Annotated in this window: 15 protein-coding genes and 1 pseudogene; 3 read left to right on the top strand and 13 right to left on the bottom strand. The window is 54.3% G+C overall.

From position 1 onward, the window contains the following. Positions 1-67: 67 nt before the first annotated feature. Positions 68-2,023, bottom strand: a complete 1,956-nt coding sequence (locus J4728_RS16215; protein WP_208212070.1) for a glycoside hydrolase family 127 protein — start codon at positions 2,021-2,023, stop codon at positions 68-70. Positions 2,024-2,286: 263 nt separating this feature from the next. On the opposite strand from J4728_RS16215, the gene J4728_RS16210 reads away from it, so the two are divergent. Then, positions 2,287-3,102, top strand: coding sequence for an AraC family transcriptional regulator (locus tag J4728_RS16210; RefSeq protein ID WP_208212068.1), 816 nt, complete (start codon positions 2,287-2,289; stop codon positions 3,100-3,102). A gap of 160 nt (positions 3,103-3,262) precedes the next feature. On the opposite strand, the gene araD is transcribed toward J4728_RS16210, so the two are convergent. From araD to yiaK, 10 genes and pseudogenes are all read right to left on the bottom strand, one after another. After that, a complete protein-coding gene (gene araD / locus J4728_RS16205; RefSeq protein ID WP_208212066.1) occupies positions 3,263-3,958 on the bottom strand; it encodes an L-ribulose-5-phosphate 4-epimerase in 696 nt (231 codons plus the stop codon). Beyond that, positions 3,952-4,812 (bottom strand): L-ribulose-5-phosphate 3-epimerase, encoded by an 861-nt coding sequence (locus J4728_RS16200; RefSeq protein WP_001528309.1) that lies wholly within the window; start codon positions 4,810-4,812, stop codon positions 3,952-3,954. Before J4728_RS16200 ends, araD begins: the two co-directional genes overlap by 7 nt. Continuing rightward, a complete protein-coding gene (gene ulaD / locus J4728_RS16195; RefSeq protein WP_208212064.1) occupies positions 4,805-5,467 on the bottom strand; it encodes a 3-keto-L-gulonate-6-phosphate decarboxylase UlaD in 663 nt (220 codons plus the stop codon). The genes J4728_RS16200 and ulaD overlap by 8 nt, the downstream gene beginning before the upstream one ends. Beyond that, entirely contained in the window at positions 5,464-6,960 is a 1,497-nt protein-coding gene (locus J4728_RS16190; RefSeq protein ID WP_208212062.1) for an FGGY-family carbohydrate kinase, read from the bottom strand. The genes ulaD and J4728_RS16190 overlap by 4 nt, the downstream gene beginning before the upstream one ends. Positions 6,961-6,963: 3 nt before the next feature. Further along, complete coding sequence (yiaO, locus tag J4728_RS16185) at positions 6,964-7,950, bottom strand: 2,3-diketo-L-gulonate TRAP transporter substrate-binding protein YiaO (RefSeq protein WP_000766340.1); 987 nt, start codon at positions 7,948-7,950, stop codon at positions 6,964-6,966. An 11-nt stretch (positions 7,951-7,961) separates the two neighbouring features. Continuing rightward, positions 7,962-9,239, bottom strand: a complete 1,278-nt coding sequence (gene yiaN / locus J4728_RS16180; RefSeq protein ID WP_000301818.1) for a 2,3-diketo-L-gulonate TRAP transporter large permease YiaN — start codon at positions 9,237-9,239, stop codon at positions 7,962-7,964. Positions 9,240-9,241: 2 nt separating this feature from the next. After that, positions 9,242-9,715, bottom strand: a pseudogene (yiaM, locus tag J4728_RS16175) (2,3-diketo-L-gulonate TRAP transporter small permease YiaM). A 138-nt stretch (positions 9,716-9,853) separates the two neighbouring features. Then, positions 9,854-10,786: a DUF4862 family protein gene (locus J4728_RS16170; protein WP_208212061.1), complete on the bottom strand. Its 933-nt coding sequence runs from the start codon at positions 10,784-10,786 to the stop codon at positions 9,854-9,856. Positions 10,787-10,809: 23 nt separating this feature from the next. Further along, complete coding sequence (locus tag J4728_RS16165) at positions 10,810-11,274, bottom strand: YhcH/YjgK/YiaL family protein (protein ID WP_000576102.1); 465 nt, start codon at positions 11,272-11,274, stop codon at positions 10,810-10,812. 11 nt (positions 11,275-11,285) lie between these two features. After that, positions 11,286-12,284 (bottom strand): 3-dehydro-L-gulonate 2-dehydrogenase, encoded by a 999-nt coding sequence (yiaK, locus tag J4728_RS16160; protein WP_000869012.1) that lies wholly within the window; start codon positions 12,282-12,284, stop codon positions 11,286-11,288. 229 nt (positions 12,285-12,513) lie between these two features. Here yiaK and yiaJ point away from each other — a divergent pair, with 229 nt between their 5' ends. Both yiaJ and J4728_RS16150 read left to right on the top strand, forming a co-directional pair. Further along, positions 12,514-13,314 (top strand): IclR family transcriptional regulator YiaJ, encoded by an 801-nt coding sequence (gene yiaJ / locus J4728_RS16155; RefSeq protein WP_000081338.1) that lies wholly within the window; start codon positions 12,514-12,516, stop codon positions 13,312-13,314. 116 nt (positions 13,315-13,430) lie between these two features. Continuing rightward, complete coding sequence (locus J4728_RS16150; protein ID WP_001078814.1) at positions 13,431-13,904, top strand: 4Fe-4S dicluster domain-containing protein; 474 nt, start codon at positions 13,431-13,433, stop codon at positions 13,902-13,904. Positions 13,905-13,940: 36 nt separating this feature from the next. Here the strand turns inward: J4728_RS16150 and avtA are convergent, their stop codons facing one another. Together avtA and J4728_RS16140 are read right to left on the bottom strand one after the other, a co-directional pair. Next, a complete protein-coding gene (gene avtA, locus J4728_RS16145) occupies positions 13,941-15,191 on the bottom strand; it encodes a valine--pyruvate transaminase (RefSeq protein WP_000144384.1) in 1,251 nt (416 codons plus the stop codon). A 173-nt stretch (positions 15,192-15,364) separates the two neighbouring features. Further along, positions 15,365-17,392, bottom strand: coding sequence for an alpha-amylase (locus J4728_RS16140; RefSeq protein ID WP_208212060.1), 2,028 nt, complete (start codon positions 17,390-17,392; stop codon positions 15,365-15,367). Positions 17,393-17,418: the final 26 nt, after the last annotated feature.

Here is a 17,418-nt window from a genome sequence, read left to right as displayed (position 1 = left end):
CATCGCAATATACTGATATTGCAAATCTTGTAGGCCGGATAAGGCGCAGCCGCCATCCGGCACAGTATTACCGCTCGTTAACCCAAATCCGCATTTCGCCCTCGCCACGGTTGGCCCAGCTAAACCATGGAATGAACGTTAGCGTCTGCGGCTGGCGCGATGACGGTGCGTTATCGTAGTGCCACAACGCCTGATGCTGCGCATCTGGGGCGCTTTGCTTCTCGCCTTCAGCCTGAATCAGCATCTTATGCGCAAAAAGCCCTTTGCCCTCAAAGACCCGGAATTCACTCTCTTTTGGTAGCCACAGATTATGCAGTTCTTCGCCGTTATCGGCCTGCTCAAGGCAATAGACCAGCGGCCCGCGCTGAATAGCGACCTTACCGGCGACGTGACGCGCCAGCGGATTGCCATACACGCGGCGAACCGGCATCGGCAGCGTCAGGGTTATCGTATCGCCCTCCTGCCAGGTTCGACGGATATGCAGATAACCTTTGCGAATATCCTGTTCCACTTCCAGCCCGTTGAGCGTCACTTTTGCCTCAGGGCACCAGTCCGGCAGACGTAGCGCCAGCGTGTGACGTACCGGCTGCACAGAGTCGATGGCGATCTTCACCTGCTCTTGCCACGGGTAGTTCCCGCCAATCCGCAGTTTGAGCGCGCCATTTCCAACCGGTATTTCCATGCTGTTACCCACGTACATATTGATGTACAGCGCATCCGCACGCGGCGTGTAGATGTAGTGACCAAGGGAGGTGAGCACGCGGGCGATGTTCGGCGGGCAGCAGGCGCAGCCAAACCAGCGCTGGCGGATGGGCTTAACGTGATCGTAAATATGGTTGAATTTTAACGATTTTGGATGCACTTCCAGCGGGTTGACGTAGAAGAAATGCTTGCCATCGAGCGCCATACCACCGAGGACGGTGTTGTACAGCGCGCGCTCCATCACGTCGGCGTACTGGCTATCGGCTTCCATTTCCAGCATCCGGCGGGCGAACATCATCAGGCCGATTGAAGCGCAACTTTCCGCATAGACCGAATCATTCGGTAAATCGTAATCGCTGCTAAAGGATTCGCCGCTGCTCTGCGAGCCAATCCCGCCGGTGATATACAGCTGACGCTGCGCCATATTTTTCCACAGACGCAGGCAGTCCTGGCGTTTGCCTTCATCGTTGCTCAGGCGAGCGAGATGCGCCACGCCAGTCATCAGATAGACAAAACGTACCGCGTGGCCAATGGCCGTCTGCTGCTGCGAAATTGGCAGATGCGCCTGGCTGTAGGCTTTGTCTTTGACCATCCACGCCGGGCCGTAGGTATGCCAGTAAGAGGTTTGGCCGCGTTTTTCGTACTCTTCGTCGTAGAAGTGCGGTTGGGTGCCGCGCTGTCCGATAAAGTAGCTTGCCAGCGTCATATAGCGCGGCTGCTCTGTTACCTCATACAGACGCATCAGCGCCAGCTCAATTTCCGGGTGGCCCGGATAGCCGTGCAGCTGATTTTCGCCAGGGCCGAAAGTGCTGTCGATATGATCGGCCAGGCGACAAACGACGTCTAGCAGCCGACGCTTGCCGGTGGCCTGAAAGAAGGCGACGCCCGCTTCAATCAGGTGCCCGGCGCAATAAAGCTCGTGGCACTCCGCCAGGTTGCTCCAGCGTTCTTGCGGGGCTTTTGCCGTAAAGTACGTATTGAGATAGCCATCGTCACACTGCGCGGCGGCCACCAGTTCAATCACCTCATCGGCGGTTTTCTCAAGTGCGGGATCGGGCTTCTGGCACAGTGACCAGGCAACCGCTTCCAGCCATTTCGCCACGTCGCTGTCCTGAAAGACCATGCCGTAAAAGTCGCCCGTCTGCTGGCCTGCGGCAATGCGGAAATTTTCAATGGCATGGCTGGGTTCAGCCTCTGGAATACGATCGTTTAACGCATCCCACTGGTAAGGAATAACCACATCGCGAACCAGTTGTTGATACTGTCCGAGGAACGGATCGCTGACCGTCAGTTTATGCAGATCGACTTCCAGTACGTTCATTTCGTGCTCCTTAAGGCTGTAGAGGTCATAGATATTCCTCGCTGACGGGGTATTTTATGGCAGTAATTTTTATTTTCGCGTTATGACCTGATTCATTTTGCCCGGATAGCGGTGAGCGACAAGGCGATAAAAGAGTAAAAAAAGATGACGATTCCGACCCGTATTTAAAAATGTGAGATGGATCGAGTGAAAGGACTATTTTTAGTTAATAATCAAAAGGTAATATGAAATACGGTGCTGAATGAGCGGGAAATGACATATTAATGCTCGAATTATCCATAACATTACCGATTAAAGTCCAAAACGGCGGATTATTTATTTCTCGCGGCATTGGGCGTCATCCTGCCAGGCGTCTGCAATCGTGGGAAATTATATTTGTGGAAAAAGGCTGCCTGAAAATTCAGGAAGAAGAATGTGTTTTCTGTGTCGAAGCCGGGGAAAGCCTGTTGCTTTGGCCGCATCGCCGCCATATTGGCGTTGAGGAGTTTCCCGCCGATCTTAAATTTTACTGGCTCCATTTTGAGGTCAAAGCGCCGGACAGCGACCCGCGCTGGCTGACGCATCTTTCCGTGCCGCAGCATACCCAGGTTGCCGATCCGCAGGCGCTGATTGCGCTTTTTCGCCAGTTTATGAACGAGCAGGAAAAGCACCAGCGCAGCCCGGCGCTGGAGTTCATCGTGCTGCTGATTTTGCAGCAGCTCACCGTTGACGCCCGGCAGAATGAAAACGCCGAGGCCGCTGGCGTGTCGCTGGCCTGGCAAGCGCAGCAGCTGATTCGAACGCACTATCACCTGCCGCTTTCCAGCGCGGTTCTGGCGAAAGAACTGCATTGCAATGTGGATTATCTGGGACGCGTTTATCGGCGGGTATTTCACCTTACGCTAACGGAAGCCATCCACCGCCAGCGGGTGCGCGAGGCGGAAAAGTTGCTGATTAGCGACGCGCGTTCGTTAAAAGAGGTGGCGGAACGGTGCGGTTTTAATGACGTTGGTTACTTTCGCCAGATCTTCCGCAAACACACCGGCCTGACGCCCGCCGCCTGGAAGCGGCGCTACAGTAAGGAACACGTTAATTCTTGAGTATAATCTTTGGCCCTCTGACAAAGCGGTTGCAAACTGAATGCCCGATGGCGCTTTGCTTATCGGGCCTACAAGAACTCATCACAACGTATTGATATTGCAAATCTTGTAGGTCGGATAAGGCGCAGCCGCCATCTGACACAGGCTGTGGCTGCCGGCATTACTGCCCGTAATAGGCATTCGCGCCGTGTTTACGCAGATAGTGTTTATCGAGCAGTTCAGGCTGCATATCCGGTAGCTGCGGGGCCAGCTGGCGCGAGAACAGCCCCATATAGGCGCACTCCTCAAGCACCACGGCGTTGTGGACGGCATCGGCGGCATTTTTACCCCAGGCAAACGGGCCGTGCGAATGAATCAATACCGCCGGGATTTGCGCCGGATCCAGACCGCGCTCTTCAAAGGTTTTAATAATCACCTCGCCGGTCTGATACTCGTACTCGCCGTTAATCTCCTCAACGGTCATCAGTTGGGTACAGGGGATCGCGCCATAGAAATAGTCGGCGTGGGTGGTGCCCCAGGCGGGCAGATCGAGCCCGGCCTGCGACCAGATCGTCGCATGGCGGGAATGGGTATGCACGATCCCACCGATCTGCGGATAGCGGCGATAGAGCGCCAGATGGGTCGCGGTATCGGACGACGGTTTTTTATGGCCTTCAACGACCTTACCGCTGGCGATCTCTACCACCACCATATCGTCGGCGGTCATCACCTCATATTCAACGCCGGAAGGCTTGATGACCATCAGTTTGCGCGTCTCATCGACCGCGCTGACGTTGCCCCAGGTAAAGGTGACCAGCCCGTGCGCCGGGAGGGCCAGGTTGGCCGCCAGCACCTCGGCTTTCAGTTGCTCTAACATGTGAAACCTCCTTCCTGCATCCGTGATTCAATCCAGCGTCGGGCCTGGATAATTTCCAGCACCGGCTCGCTGGCTTTCTCTGTCCACATCTCAATCAGAAATGAACCGCGATAATTCAGCTCATGCAGCGTTTTGAAGATGCCGACAAAATCAACGCATCCTTCGCCAAACGGCACGTCGCGGAACTGGCCGGGGCTATCGCCGGTCACCGGCAGCGTATCTTTCAGATGAATTGCGGCGATACGGTCAATCCCCAGCTTCAGCTCGGCGGTGACGTCGTTCCCCCAGGCGCTGAGGTTGCCGACGTCCGGGTAGACGGTGAACCACGGTGACGAAAGCATCTCGTCCCACTTTTTCCACTTGCTGATGGAGTTCATAAACGCGGTATCCATGATCTCCACTGCCAGCATCACCTGCGCCGCTGCGGCCTGTTCCACCGCCCACGCCAGCCCTTCGGCGAAACGCTGCTGGGTGCCTTCGTCGTGCTCTTCGTAATAGACGTCGTAACCTGCCAGCTGGATGGTGCGGATCCCCAGGTCGCGCGCCAGGCGAATGGCTTTGGTCATGATTTCACGCGCCCGCTCGCGTACCGCTTCGTCGCGGCTGCCAAAAGGGAATCGACGATGGGCGGAGAGGCACATCGACGGGATGGCGACGCCGCTTTCCAGCATCGCGTTCACCAGCGAAGCGCGTTGGGCTGGCGTCCACTCGAGGCGAGAAAGACGTTCGTCGGTTTCGTCCACCGACATCTCGACAAAATCAAAACCGCAGCTTTTTGCCAGCACCAGCCGCTCTGGCCAACTGAGATCTTTCGCCAGTGCTTTCTCGTAAATACCTAATGGATGATTACGCATGCTTTTCTCCCCAAATGGCGTCAATTTGGGCGTGGAATTCGGCGGCGACCTGCGCCGGATGGGCGGCACCTGCCAGCGCGCGTCCGGCGATAAATGCCTTGACGTTAATGTCGCGGAACAGCGGCAGATCCGCTGGGGTAATGCCGCCGGTAATCGATAGTTCAAGGCCGATGTCGGACAACGCCTTCATACGCGCCAGATCCGCTTCGCCCCACTGCTGCCCGCTGGCCTGCGCATCGCGTCCGCGGTGGTAAATCGCCTGGCGAACCCCGACGCGATACCAGTCTCGGGCGTCGTCCAGCGTCCAGTTGCCGAATAGTTCCATTTGAATTTCACCGCCGCAGGATTGCGCGACGGCATGGCCTTTCTCGACGGTCGCGAGCGGCGCGGCACAGATGATAGTCATCCAGTTAGCGCCAGCGCTAAAAGCCTGCTGCGCCAGGGTTTCACCGGCATCGGCCACTTTCCAGTCGGCGACGATGATTTTTTCCGGGCACTGCGCTCGCAGGGCTTTCACCGCGCTAAGGCCTTCGGTTAAACAAAGGATGGTTCCGGCCTCAACGATATCGACATGGTTCTGTAGCAGGGCAACATCGCGCTGCGCGGCCTGAGGTTGGGTATGGTCGAGCGCCAGTTGCAGTAATGGTCGGCTCATAATGCGTGCTCCTTAATACGGGCGTGATAGCCCTGTAGTGCTTCAATCAAATCCTGGTATTGGCGGTATTTGCGCTGGTAGAGGGCGTGTGCGGTCATGTCCGGCAGCAGCGTGCGCACCGGGTGCTGCAGGTCGCGTTGGGCCTCGCGGAAATCGCGATATACGCCGGTGCCGACGCGGGCAGCCAGCGCCGCGCCGAAGCAGCCGGTCTCCTCCACCTGCGGCAGCTCGATGCGTAAACCGCTGATGTCCGCCAGCATCTGCATCCAGACGTCGGAGTGGGCCGGGCCGCCGGTAACGCGCAGGGCGCAAACCTCGGTAAAGCGTTCATGCATGCGGTTGAGGTGGGTCATATGGCTGAAGACCACGCCTTCATAAATCGCCTGCAGCAGGTGCGCGCGGGTGTGCAGCGCCTGCATGCCGTAAAAACCGCAGGTCATCTCCAGTCCGGCATTGCTGCCGTAGAGAAACGGCAGAAAAAAGAGGTCGCTACCGGCTTTCGGCAGGCTGGCGACCGCCTGGTTGATCTCGTCAAAAGAGAGGTCGCCCCACTGGGCGGTAAACCATTCAAGGTTGCCGGAGGAGGTCGGGCTGGCTTCGTGAACGATATACTGCCCGTCATTGACGTAGCGGCCATAGACGTAAGGGTGGGCCTCATGGTCGCGCAGGCCGTGAGCGATGCCGCTGGTGACGGCCCAGGTGCCCATCACCGCATTGAGCGTTGATTCATCCTCAATACCGGCGCAAAGGGCGGTGGAAACCACGTCAAACAGGCCGCCGACGACGGGGGTACCCGCCGCCAGACCGGTGATGGCGGCTGCCTGAGCGGTGATCTCCCCGCATATTTCGGCTGAACCCACCACGGGGGACAGCGCGCTGTCGATTTCACTGATGCCCAGCCACTCGGTCAGACGCGGGTCGTACTGGCCCGTCGCTATGTTGTAGAGGTTGGACTCGGAGATGTTGCTCTCCTCACAGCCTTTCACGCCGGTTAAGCACCAGCGCAGATAGTCATGCGTCATCATTACGCAGCCTATCTGCGCGTAGCGCTGCGGCTCATTCTCTTTTACCCAGCGTAAAAGGGAGACCGGATGCCCGGTCCATAGAGTTTGTCGGGTCAGCGGGTAGAGTTTTTGCGGAACCGCTTCTTTTTGCCAGCGCTGGACAATTTCCATGGCGCGACGGTCGGAAGAGAGTATCGCTTTACCTAATGGCCGATCGCTTTTATCTAACAGGAACAGGCCCTTACCCTGAGCGGAAATACCCAGACCGCGGATTTGTGAGCCGCTCACCCCCGTGTGCGCCAGCAGTTTGCTGATGACCGAGCCGCACTGTTGCCACAGTTCGGTCATATCGCGTTCAACCCAGCCTGGCTGCGGGCTTAAAGCGTGCAGCGGCAGGCGTTGCACCGCTACTTCCCGGCCTGCGCCATCGTACAACCCGGCTTTTAGCCAACTCCCACCACAATCTAACCCCAGCCAGTAATTGCTCATGACTTATTGCACCTCGTCCACGGCTTTCAGGAGGTCAGCGCCCTGCGGGTTGTCTTTCAGGAACATATCGCGCACCTGGCTGCCCAGCGCATCGCTGAAGGCTTTACGGTCGATATCGGTCAGGACTTCAACTCCGGCTGCTTTCATGCCATCGATAATTTTTTGCTGATCTTCGGCGACCAGTTTGCGCTGGTAGTCACCCGCTTCTTTAGCGGAACTCAGCAGTGCCTCCTGGAGCTGCGGGCTTAAAGCGTCGAATTTGGCTTTATTGATCACCAGCAGCAGAGGCGAATAGGCGTGATGAGTGAGGGAGAGGTATTTCTGTACCTCATAGAATTTCGCTGACCACACGACGTTGATAGGGTGTTCCTGGGCATCAATCGTACGGGTTTCGAGGCCGGTATAGACTTCGGAGAACGGCATCGGAATAGGGTTCGCGCCGAAGATTTTAAAGGCCGCGATATTCATTGGGCTGTTGTTAGTGCGGATTTTTAAGCCTTTCAAATCGCCCGGCGTTTTTACCGGCGCGCGGGAGTTGGTGACGTCGCGCCAGCCGTTTTCCCAGTAGGCGAGGACTTTTAACCCTTTTGAATCGAGTGATTTTTTCAGTTCATCGCCGACTTTGCCGTCGAGCGTTTTATGCGCATGCGCGGTATCGCGAAACAGGAAGGGGACATCAAGTAAGTTGAATACAGGGGCCAGGCCGGTGAAATTGTTCGAACCGGACATTTCCATATCAATAGTTCCGCCGCGCACCCCGCTGATCATTGCCTGGGCGTTACCTAATGTGCTGTCAGGAAAGAGTTTTAGCGTTAATTCGCCGTTAGTTTTTTCTTTTAATAATTCGTTAAATTTTTTCGCGGCAATATGTTGGGAGTCAGTTTGCGGTGTTTCATAACCAAAACGTAAAGATTGCGCCGCCAGAGACGACACGCTGAAAACCGTCAGACCAGCTATCAATAATGAACGAGCAATAACGTGTAATTTCATAATATTATCCTTTAATTAATCCATTTAAGCGGTGTGATAATTAGCTCGGGAATAAAAATAAATAAAACCAGCAGCGACATCAGTACGACAACGTAAGGGAATACGCCTCTTACCGCGTCATCAAATTTCAATTTTGCTACCCCGGAAATAACGTTGAGGACGTTGCCAACGGGCGGTGTGATTAATCCAATGGAGCAGTTAATAATGAACATGACGCCGAAATAAATTGGGTCAATATTGGCTTCTTTAACTAATGGCAATAATACAGGGGTAAGAATTAACACCGTTGGCGTTAAATCCATCACCATACCGACGACCATAATTGAGATCATAATGACGATAAATAAGAGTCGCGGAGAGTCGACCAGCGGCTGCAGCAAATCTGACACCATCATGGGTAATTCCGCGATCGTAATCAGCCAGGCGGATACCTGAGCCGCGGCCACCAGAAACATGACGACTGACGTCGTTTTGGCGGCATTGACCAGCACGTGGTAGAGACTGGAAAACGTTAATTCCCGATAGATAACCACGGCGACAAAGAGGGCGTAAAACGCGGCGACCGCCCCTGCCTCCGTTGGCGTGAAAAGTCCGGAACGGAAGCCGCCGATAATAATCACCGGTAGAAACAGCGCCCAGATACCTGAAACCAATGATTGCCAGATTTCACGCGGTGTTGCTTTGAGCTGAGAAGGGAGATTTAATCGCCCGGCCTGCCACCACCAGGTGAGCATAAGCGCCGCGCCCATCATGATGCCCGGTGCGATCCCGGCCATAAACAGCTTGCTGATCGACAAGCCGCTGGAAACGCCGAAGATAATAAAAGGAATCGAGGGTGGAATAATTGGCGCAATGATCCCGCCGGAAGCGATTAACCCAACGGAGCGGTTGATCGGGTAGTTTGCGGAGCGCATCATTGGCACCAGCAGCGCGGCGACCGCAGCGGTATCTGCTACCGCAGAGCCGGAAAGGCTGGCCATAATCATTGCCGCAATAACACCCACGTAGCCCAGGCCGCCGGGCTTATGGCCTACCAGCTTCATCGGCAGGTCGACAATTCGCTTTGACAGGCCGCCCGCGTTCATGATTTCACCGGCCAAAACAAAAAAGGGAATGGCCAGTAGGGAGAAACTGTCCGCGCCGTTAACCAGGGTTTGCGCCATAATCTGCACGTCAAACATATCCAGGTATGCCATCAGAGCAGCGCCGCAAAGCAGCAGCGACCAGGCGATGGGTAAACCTATCGCGATCCCGCCGAGCAGGCAGCAGAGAAATATCACCACGGCCATGATTAGGCTCCTTGCTGTGGTTGTTGAAAGGAATCGTTATGCGTTATTAAGTGATAAAGCCGACGCAGCTCGATTAACGCGATGGCAACGCTTGTGGGCAGACAGGCGATATACATCAGGCCGATCGGTAAACCGAGGATTGGCGAGTGATCGCTCCAGTCCTGCAACGCTTTTTGCAGGCTGCCCCAGCCTAATGCGAGGCATAACAATAAAATCAGCGAATGCGTCAGCAGCGAAAGTCGACGTTGATTCGCTGGCGAAAGTTTTTCCACCACAAAAGTAACCTGAACGTGAGCGTTATCCATAAATGCAACGATGGCGCCAATAAACGTCAGCTATACAAATAGATAACGTGATAGTTCATCTACCGACAAAATACTGCTCTCAAAACCGTAACGTAAAATAACATTAATAAATACAATGCAGGAAAGTACGGCAATTAATACCGCAAGTATGCCCTCAAGTACCCGCTTCATAACGACTCCATCAGGTTATAGAAACTTATTTCTTTCGATGCTGAATAGTGGAACTTAATTTCTTATGTTTGGTTTATATTAGGTCGGCGCAACGTTGAGTTGCAGGCCGAGAATTAAGGTGATGATGTTTAATTCATGTTAGCGGCGTGTGGCCTTTTTCATCATGTTAATACCATCGCGTAATATATTGATGCGGTGATTAATATCGGCGCTGGCATTGATTTCCAACAATTTAATACCGGTAAACTGCAACAGTTCGGGAGCGGCGGAGGTAATGAGTTCTTTAACATGTTTCTCCGTCATCAGACTTTGTGGACAGAAAGGTGCAAACGGAGCATGGAGGTCCTGCCATTCGCCGTATTCTCCATCCAGCGTTGTACCGGAGAACATCAGCGCCCCGAGTTTTCCAGCCTGTTTGGCCTGCTGCGTGTGGATCAGTGGTAGAGAGGTATCCCGCCCTTCAATAGCCGAGCGCGCCCAGTTAATGCAGACGCTTATGTCATAGTCGGCAATAGTTTCCAGTACGTTTACTAACGGTAAGAATCCTTTGCGCGGTGCGGGGCCGGTCATCGCGTCGCAGTGTTCAAGCACCAGGTCGCAGGACCAGTCCCAGTTGGCAATCTCTTTTAATGAGCGCGCAAAGGCGTCGGTTGCCTGCGCCACGTTCGGATTGCCCGCCAGAGGAGCGGCATGAAGCTCAAGGGCTATGACTTTGCCGGGGGGTTTCGCATTGAGTTTATTTATCTTCTGATAAAGATGACGGTAGTATTCCACGCAGGCTTTACGCTGTTCCTCGTCACTGGACGCTAATCCAAAACCGCCGTTTTCGCTACGGCGGCGCATGGTTTCCATTATCGCGGTGACCACGATTTGCCAGTTTCCCGGTGTATGGCGCAATAACCACTCGTCGCCGAGCGGGTGAAGATGTTCAAGACAAGGCTGCTCCAGCCCCCGGATATCCGGAGTATCAGAGAGTTGCCGCCAGAATTCCGTCTCTTCCTCTTCACTCTTCTGGTGAAATGAGGGTGCACAAGGGTACGCACCGATAATATAACCGGTATTATTTTTCATTTTGTGCTCCAGTAAACTCTATTTTATAAAACGTCTATGGCGACTTTTACGACTATTTTCCGTATCGGCGTAGCAATGCTTTTATTACAACCGGGACGATGAACATCCTGCGGGAAAAACAGGGCATAACTTCCCGGTATCATTTCAATGAATGATTCATGTTCACTGTCGTGATAAAAAATAATATCGCGCTGTTCTAATAATGACTCGCTGATTTGATTATTACCGGTATCAATGGCAACCCCAATTGTCTCTTCGCCCCATGCCAGAAACTGAATATCCAGATAGCGGCGATGGACTTCCGGACGATTTTCAGCAGCATCGCGGGTGGTCATATCGATAATCTGCGCGAAGATATTTTTGCCGTCGATTTCCACTACGCCAGGTTCCAGCGTGCGAAAGTCCGTATTGCGCAGGAAATCGAGCGCCTGCTCTATGGCCGACGGTAGCCGGCACGGATTAGGCTGCGCAATATGTCCAAAAATCATGATGTGGCTCCTTACAGCGCCTGAATTTTGGCCCAGACGCTGTCGTCAATGGTGATACCGTGACGGCGGTTGTCATCCAGCAATTTGGTAAATTCGTGGCCGGGCAGCCGAATCGCGACGTTGTCGTCGGCGCGTTCAGCAGTGGTGATGAAATCCATAATCCGCTGCAGTTTGGCATCGCGGGTTGCGCCATCGATCAGCTTATCCACTTCTATGGCGATGAAAATCTGTGAGACGCCATACTCATCGCTGTTTTCCTGGGTCACTTCGGCAACGGAAGAACCGTTAGAAAGCAGGGTGGCAATCATGTCCAGCACAATCGACAGACCAGATCCTTTCCAGTAACCCATTGGTAAAATGCGGCGATTTTTCTCGATAACGCCCGGTTCTTTGGTCAACTGACCGTTATCGTCGAAACCGCCATCCACCGGCAGTTCGCGGCCCGCCAGACGGTTAACTTCTAACATTCCGTAGGAGAACATCGACATCGACATATCCACCATCGTGATCGGCGTAGACGGGATGGCGACGATCAGCGGATTGGTACCGATACGGCACTCTTTCGCCCCCCACGGCGGCATGACGGCGATGGAGTTGGTCCAGCAAATGCCGATATAGCCTTTTTCCGCCGCCTGCCAGCCGTAGCTGCCGCCGCGCATCCAGTGGTTAGCATTACGTAACGCCACCAGGCCAATACCATGATCGGAAGCCAGCTCGATGGCCCGGTCCATCATCTTTTTCGCCGTCAGGTTGCCGATAGCGCGCTGAGCATCCCACTGTTCGATGGCGCCGAGGCTGGTAACCCGCTGCGGTTTAGCATCAGGAATAATGTCGCCGTTATCCAGTTGCTGGATGAAGCGAGGAAAGCGGTTCACGCCGTGGGAATAGACACCGGACTCGGTGGTGCGAGCGAACATTTCCGCGCACTCGTCGGCGGTATCTTCCGCAATATTCCGCGACCGCAAGACGCGGTAGAAGGCCCCTTTTAACTCTTCGAAAGTTACTTTCATCCCTGTTCTCCTGGTCGATTGTTAGAAATTTTAGTATGTTTTTTTGTCGATAAATTTCATAATTCGAAATCTAGTTCCAAATATATAGATCAAAAATTGACATAGCAACGCCAGAGAAGGTTTTTAAAAACGATTAAAATCATCGGGTTATGTTTTTTATGCTGATATCGTGAACTGCAACACACTTTGAGCTACCATCTGATCGCCCAAGAAAGGAGAGAGTTTTCTGATGAGCCAGAACAACGATAAAGAGAAGCCTGCGGGGAGTCAGAGCCTGTTTCGTGGCCTGATGTTGATAGAAATTTTGAGTAACTACCCGAACGGTTGCCCACTGGCGCACCTGTCGGAGCTGGCGGGGTTGAACAAGAGTACCGTCCATCGTTTGTTGCAGGGGCTTCAATCCTGCGGATACGTGACGCCAGCGCCGGCGGCCGGAAGCTACCGTCTGACGACAAAGTTTATTGCCGTCGGCCAAAAAGCCCTGTCATCGCTGAATATCATCCACGTTGCGGCACCGCACCTTGAGGCGCTCAACCTGGCCACCGGCGAGACGGTGAATTTTTCCAGCCGTGAAGATGATCACGCTATCCTGATTTATAAGCTGGAACCGACCACCGGTATGCTGCGCACGCGTGCTTACATTGGCCAGCATATGCCGCTGTACTGCTCGGCGATGGGGAAAATTTATATGGCGTTTGGTCAGCCGGATTATGTGGCGTCTTACTGGGAAAGCCATAAAGATCAGATCCAGCCGCTGACTCGTAATACCATTACCGATTTACCAGCAATGTACGATGAGCTGGCGCAAATTCGTGAAACCAGCATGGCGATGGATCGCGAAGAAAATGAACTGGGCGTTTCCTGTATTGCTGTGCCTGTGTTTGATATTCACCATCGAGTGCCTTACGCCATTTCTATTTCACTGTCGACGTCACGGCTAAAACAGATCGGCGAGAAAAATCTGCTCAAACCGTTGCGTGAAACCGCACAGGCTATCTCTAATGAGCTGGGATTTACCGTTCGCGAATAAGACAGCTCGCCAGGTTTTATCAGGCATCTGACAAAATTTGTCCGTTTGCGTAGTGGGATCAAAGCGGCGGGGAATGGCTCTCTGGCATTCTGGCGTTTTAACGCAGGGGGAGAACAATGAACCGGTTTATTATGGCGGATGCGTCGGCGTGTATCGGGTGTCGTACCTGCGAGGTCGCCTGCGTGGTGTCGCATCAGGAGCAGCAGAATAGCGCGGCGGTGACGACGGCGGACTTTGTGCCGCGTATCCGGGTGATAAAAGAGGATTGCTTCACCACGGCCACGGTCTGCCATCAGTGTGAGGACGCGCCGTGCGCGAATGTCTGTCCGGTACAGGCGATTCGCCGTGATCGGGGGCATATCTTCGTGACGTCATCGCGCTGCATTGGTTGTAAAAGCTGTATGCTGGCTTGCCCGTTTGGCGCGATGACTGTGGTGGCGTCCGCGTCAGGCGCGCAGGCGATTAAATGCGATCTTTGCTGGCATCGGGAAGCGGGGCCGGCGTGCGTGGAAGCCTGCCCGACCAGTGCGTTACAGTGCGTTGACGCAGCACACGTGCAGCGCCAGCGCCTCTATTCTCAACCTTTCTGAACGTCGTTCCGGCCTGCATGATGGCCGGAATAACCGTCAGCCTTCACGCCAGGCGCGTTCTATCTCTTCTGCAAGAATTTTTACGCCCGCCTCGATTTTGTCCGGTTCAGGCACGTAGTTCATCCGCATACACTGGTGTGTGTGCGGCCAGGGTTTATCCAGTCCGGGAAAGAAATAGTGGCCTGGCACCATCAGCACGCCGCGCGCTTTCAAGCGTTGATAGAGTAGCTCGGTGGTAATCGGCAGATCTTTAAACCACAGCCACAAAAATATTGCGCCTTCCGGTTTATGAATCAGGCAGCGTTCTTCGGATAAATAGCGACGAATGATCGCGATCGTCTGTTGAACGCGCTGATAGTAGAAAGGTTTGATAACCGTTTCCGACAGCCGCAGCAGATCGTTACGCTTAATCATTTCGCACATCATCGCCGGGCCCATGCCCCCGGGCGCAAGGCTGATGATGCCGTTCATGTTGGCAATGGCGGTAATCGTCTTATCATTGGCGATGATAATCCCGCAGCGGGAACCGGGCAGCCCCAGCTTCGAGAGGCTCATGCATAGGATAATATTGGGGTTCCACAGCGGGCGCGCCTCGCTAAAGATAATGCCCGGAAACGGTACACCGTAAGCGTTATCAATCACCAGTGGGATGTTGTGCTGATTCGCCAGTCTGTCCAGCTTCATCAGCTCTTCGTCGGTGATAACGTTACCGGTTGGGTTGGTCGGGCGCGAGACGCAAATCATCCCCGTTTCTTCGCCGATGTGCAGATGCTCAAAATCGACGTGATACTTAAACTGGCCTTCCGGCAGCAGCTCAATATTCGGGCGCGCCGAAACGAAGAGGTCGTCTTCCAGACCGGAATCTGCATAGCCGATGTATTCCGGCGCAAGCGGGAATAGTACCTTTTTCGTACTGCCGTCGGCGCGACGTCCGGCGAAGAGATTAAATAAGTAGAAAAACGCGCTCTGACTGCCATTTGTCAGCGCAATATTCTGTGGTTCGATATCCCATCCCAGCGTTTCACGTAGCAGTACGGCCAGTGCATTCAGTAGCGCCGTTTTTCCCTGGGGACCGTCATAATTACAAAGCGCATCAGCGGCTTTGCCGCTTTCTACCATCTCTGTCAGTAGCGTCTGGAAATAATCCTGCATTGCAGGGATGTGTGCCGGGTTACCGCCGCCAAGCATGATGGCGCCTGGCGTGCGTAAGCCGTCGTTGAGATCCTCCATCAGGCGGGTAATGCCTGAATGGCGGGTAAATTTATCGCCGAAAAGTGAAAATGTCATAACGGGTGATCTATCGAACTGTCTGTCAAAGTGGATAACCATAACGCTACAAATGGCGGGGCGCAAATGGGGGTCAGGCGGTGGTGTTGATGTTTTATGCTACAAATTTTTATCAGGTTAGTTTTTTATTTTGAAGGGGCTACCGGTACGCAAGGGAACCGGTAGCGCCACGATTAGCGGCGGCCCGCCCAGACGACCATCACCGTATCGTCGCCGTACTGGCGTACAAAACCGTACCCGTGTTTTAGCGTCAGCGTGGTTTGTTGGCCTGCGCCGATGGCGGGATGTCTGGCGCGGAACTGGCTAATACGCTGCCAGTGCGCGACGGCTGCGGCTGACTTTCCGCTCACGTCCTGCCAGTTCATATCTGAACGGGTGCCTTGCAGCGGGTCGGAGCCGGTGGGGCCGAAGGGACGAGCGGATTCATCGCCGTAAAAGATCTGCACCGCGCCCGGTGAAAGCAGCAGCAGTTCCGCCGCCTTATCACCGCCCTCACGGAAAAGGCGCGTATCATGCGAGGAGAGGTAACTTAATACGTTGAAATCCTGCATTTTATCCGCCATCTGCTGCCAGACTGGCCCCATTTCCGCCAGGCAATCGACCGCTTTCGCCGCCTGCTCCTGATAATCAAAATTGATCATCGCGTCGAAACCATAGCGATAATAATCACTTTTCATGACGCCGTGGCCCCACGCTTCGCCAGTCATCCAGAACGGGCTATCATCCAGCGCTTTGTCCGGATTGGCCTGCTTCCATTCATGTAACGCCGCGCTGGCCTGGGTTTTTAGCTGTTGCCAGGCAGGAAGCTCAACGTTTTTGGCGGTATCGACCCGGAACCCGTCAATGCCGTAATCATGCACCCACTGGCTTAACCAGTGAGTCAGATAATCCCGTGGCGTATAGCCTTCAATGAACTTTGCTTTAGTATCGGGTTTGTTGGCATAGAACGCGGGTAGACCGGAAGGCGTGGTAGATTCCGTTTTTATATCCGGCAGGAAGGCCAGCGACAGGGTTAAATCGTCAAATCCCGGACTGTCGTAGTCGCCAATATCGGTACGAATCCACTTTTTCCCCCACCATTTTTCCCAGGCGGCGCTGTCGCTGAAGTTGATGTAGTCGTTAAAGCTGTGCCAGCTTTGTCCGGCGGTGGGTCGCCAGTTTGTCCAGCGATCGCCGAGAATTTTTTGCCGTTCCGCGCCGGATAAATAGAGCGCGCCGAACTGATACTCCTGCATATCCGCCAGCGTGGCGTAACCGGCATGATTCATTACTACGTCAAATAAAATACGGATGCCGCGCTGGTGCGCGCCGTCGACCAGCGCGCGGAGATCGGCTTCGCTGCCCATGTTGGCATCCAGTGTCGTCCAGTCCTGAGTGTAATAGCCGTGATAGGCGTAATGAGGAAAATCGCCTTTTGTCCCGCCGCCGACCCAGCCGTGGATCTGTTCAAACGGCGAGCTTATCCACAAGGCGTTCACGCCTAATTGCTGTAGATAGTCCAGTTGACTCGTCAACCCACGCAAATCGCCGCCGTGGAAAGTGCCAATCTCTTGCATACCATCCTTATGGCGACCATAGCTGTGGTCATTGGTTGGATCGCCATTGCGAAAGCGATCCGTAAGCACAAAATAAACGGTGGCGTTGCGCCAGTTAAAAGGCGCCGACGCATGGGTTTCCGCGCGTTCCAGCAATAAAAGCCCGTGGCTGTCGGCAGGTTGCAGCGTGATTTGCCCGTTTTGGACGGTATCGGTTTGACCACTGTAATAATCGCGCACTACCGTCCCTTCCGGAAAGGTCTGGCGAACATCCAGCGTGAGCGGCGAACCATCCCAGACGGGACACTGGTAGGCGAGCTGCGCGGTGCGTTTAGGTTCAGTTTTTATCGATAACAACAGGGTCGGCGTACCGGAGCGGGTATCTACCGTTATCGTATAGTCGCCATCTTTAAACAAACGCCATTGCGGCGGCGCGCCTTCGCAGGGTTTTAACGACAACATCTGGTTGAGTTTTATGGCGCCGGAGGGCTGCCAGCACTGCTGGTCAATATGGAGCGTTAACGCGCGTGTACCTTTTGTTAATGCAGCATGGCTGGTAAAGCGCCCGGTTTCCTGCGTTGAGAACGTCGGAAAACCGGGTGAGGTCCATGATGAGGCGATCGCGATACCGGGTATCAGCGTCAGAGCGAAGGCGGCAAGTTTCATCACGCTATCCTTTGTGGGCAATATTC

Origin of the sequence: Salmonella sp. 32070601201500089SM, from assembly GCF_017573605.1 — a bacterium.
In the GTDB taxonomy this organism is placed as follows: Bacteria; Pseudomonadota; Gammaproteobacteria; order Enterobacterales; family Enterobacteriaceae; genus Salmonella; species Salmonella enterica.
The sequence above is the reverse complement of the archived record's forward strand: the minus strand, read 5'-3'. Positions and strand labels throughout refer to the sequence as shown.

What these genes read in the sequence shown, in the direction of transcription:
- J4728_RS16215 (WP_208212070.1), bottom strand. Translation starts at nt 2,023, where the DNA reads ATGAACGTACTGGAAGTCGATCTGCATAAACTGACGGTCAGCGATCCG.
- J4728_RS16210 (WP_208212068.1), top strand. Translation starts at nt 2,287, where the DNA reads ATGCTCGAATTATCCATAACATTACCGATTAAAGTCCAAAACGGCGGA.
- araD (WP_208212066.1), bottom strand. Translation starts at nt 3,958, where the DNA reads ATGTTAGAGCAACTGAAAGCCGAGGTGCTGGCGGCCAACCTGGCCCTC.
- J4728_RS16200 (WP_001528309.1), bottom strand. Translation starts at nt 4,812, where the DNA reads ATGCGTAATCATCCATTAGGTATTTACGAGAAAGCACTGGCGAAAGAT.
- ulaD (WP_208212064.1), bottom strand. Translation starts at nt 5,467, where the DNA reads ATGAGCCGACCATTACTGCAACTGGCGCTCGACCATACCCAACCTCAG.
- J4728_RS16190 (WP_208212062.1), bottom strand. Translation starts at nt 6,960, where the DNA reads ATGAGCAATTACTGGCTGGGGTTAGATTGTGGTGGGAGTTGGCTAAAA.
- yiaO (WP_000766340.1), bottom strand. Translation starts at nt 7,950, where the DNA reads ATGAAATTACACGTTATTGCTCGTTCATTATTGATAGCTGGTCTGACG.
- yiaN (WP_000301818.1), bottom strand. Translation starts at nt 9,239, where the DNA reads ATGGCCGTGGTGATATTTCTCTGCTGCCTGCTCGGCGGGATCGCGATA.
- J4728_RS16170 (WP_208212061.1), bottom strand. Translation starts at nt 10,786, where the DNA reads ATGAAAAATAATACCGGTTATATTATCGGTGCGTACCCTTGTGCACCC.
- J4728_RS16165 (WP_000576102.1), bottom strand. Translation starts at nt 11,274, where the DNA reads ATGATTTTTGGACATATTGCGCAGCCTAATCCGTGCCGGCTACCGTCG.
- yiaK (WP_000869012.1), bottom strand. Translation starts at nt 12,284, where the DNA reads ATGAAAGTAACTTTCGAAGAGTTAAAAGGGGCCTTCTACCGCGTCTTG.
- yiaJ (WP_000081338.1), top strand. Translation starts at nt 12,514, where the DNA reads ATGAGCCAGAACAACGATAAAGAGAAGCCTGCGGGGAGTCAGAGCCTG.
- J4728_RS16150 (WP_001078814.1), top strand. Translation starts at nt 13,431, where the DNA reads ATGAACCGGTTTATTATGGCGGATGCGTCGGCGTGTATCGGGTGTCGT.
- avtA (WP_000144384.1), bottom strand. Translation starts at nt 15,191, where the DNA reads ATGACATTTTCACTTTTCGGCGATAAATTTACCCGCCATTCAGGCATT.
- J4728_RS16140 (WP_208212060.1), bottom strand. Translation starts at nt 17,392, where the DNA reads ATGAAACTTGCCGCCTTCGCTCTGACGCTGATACCCGGTATCGCGATC.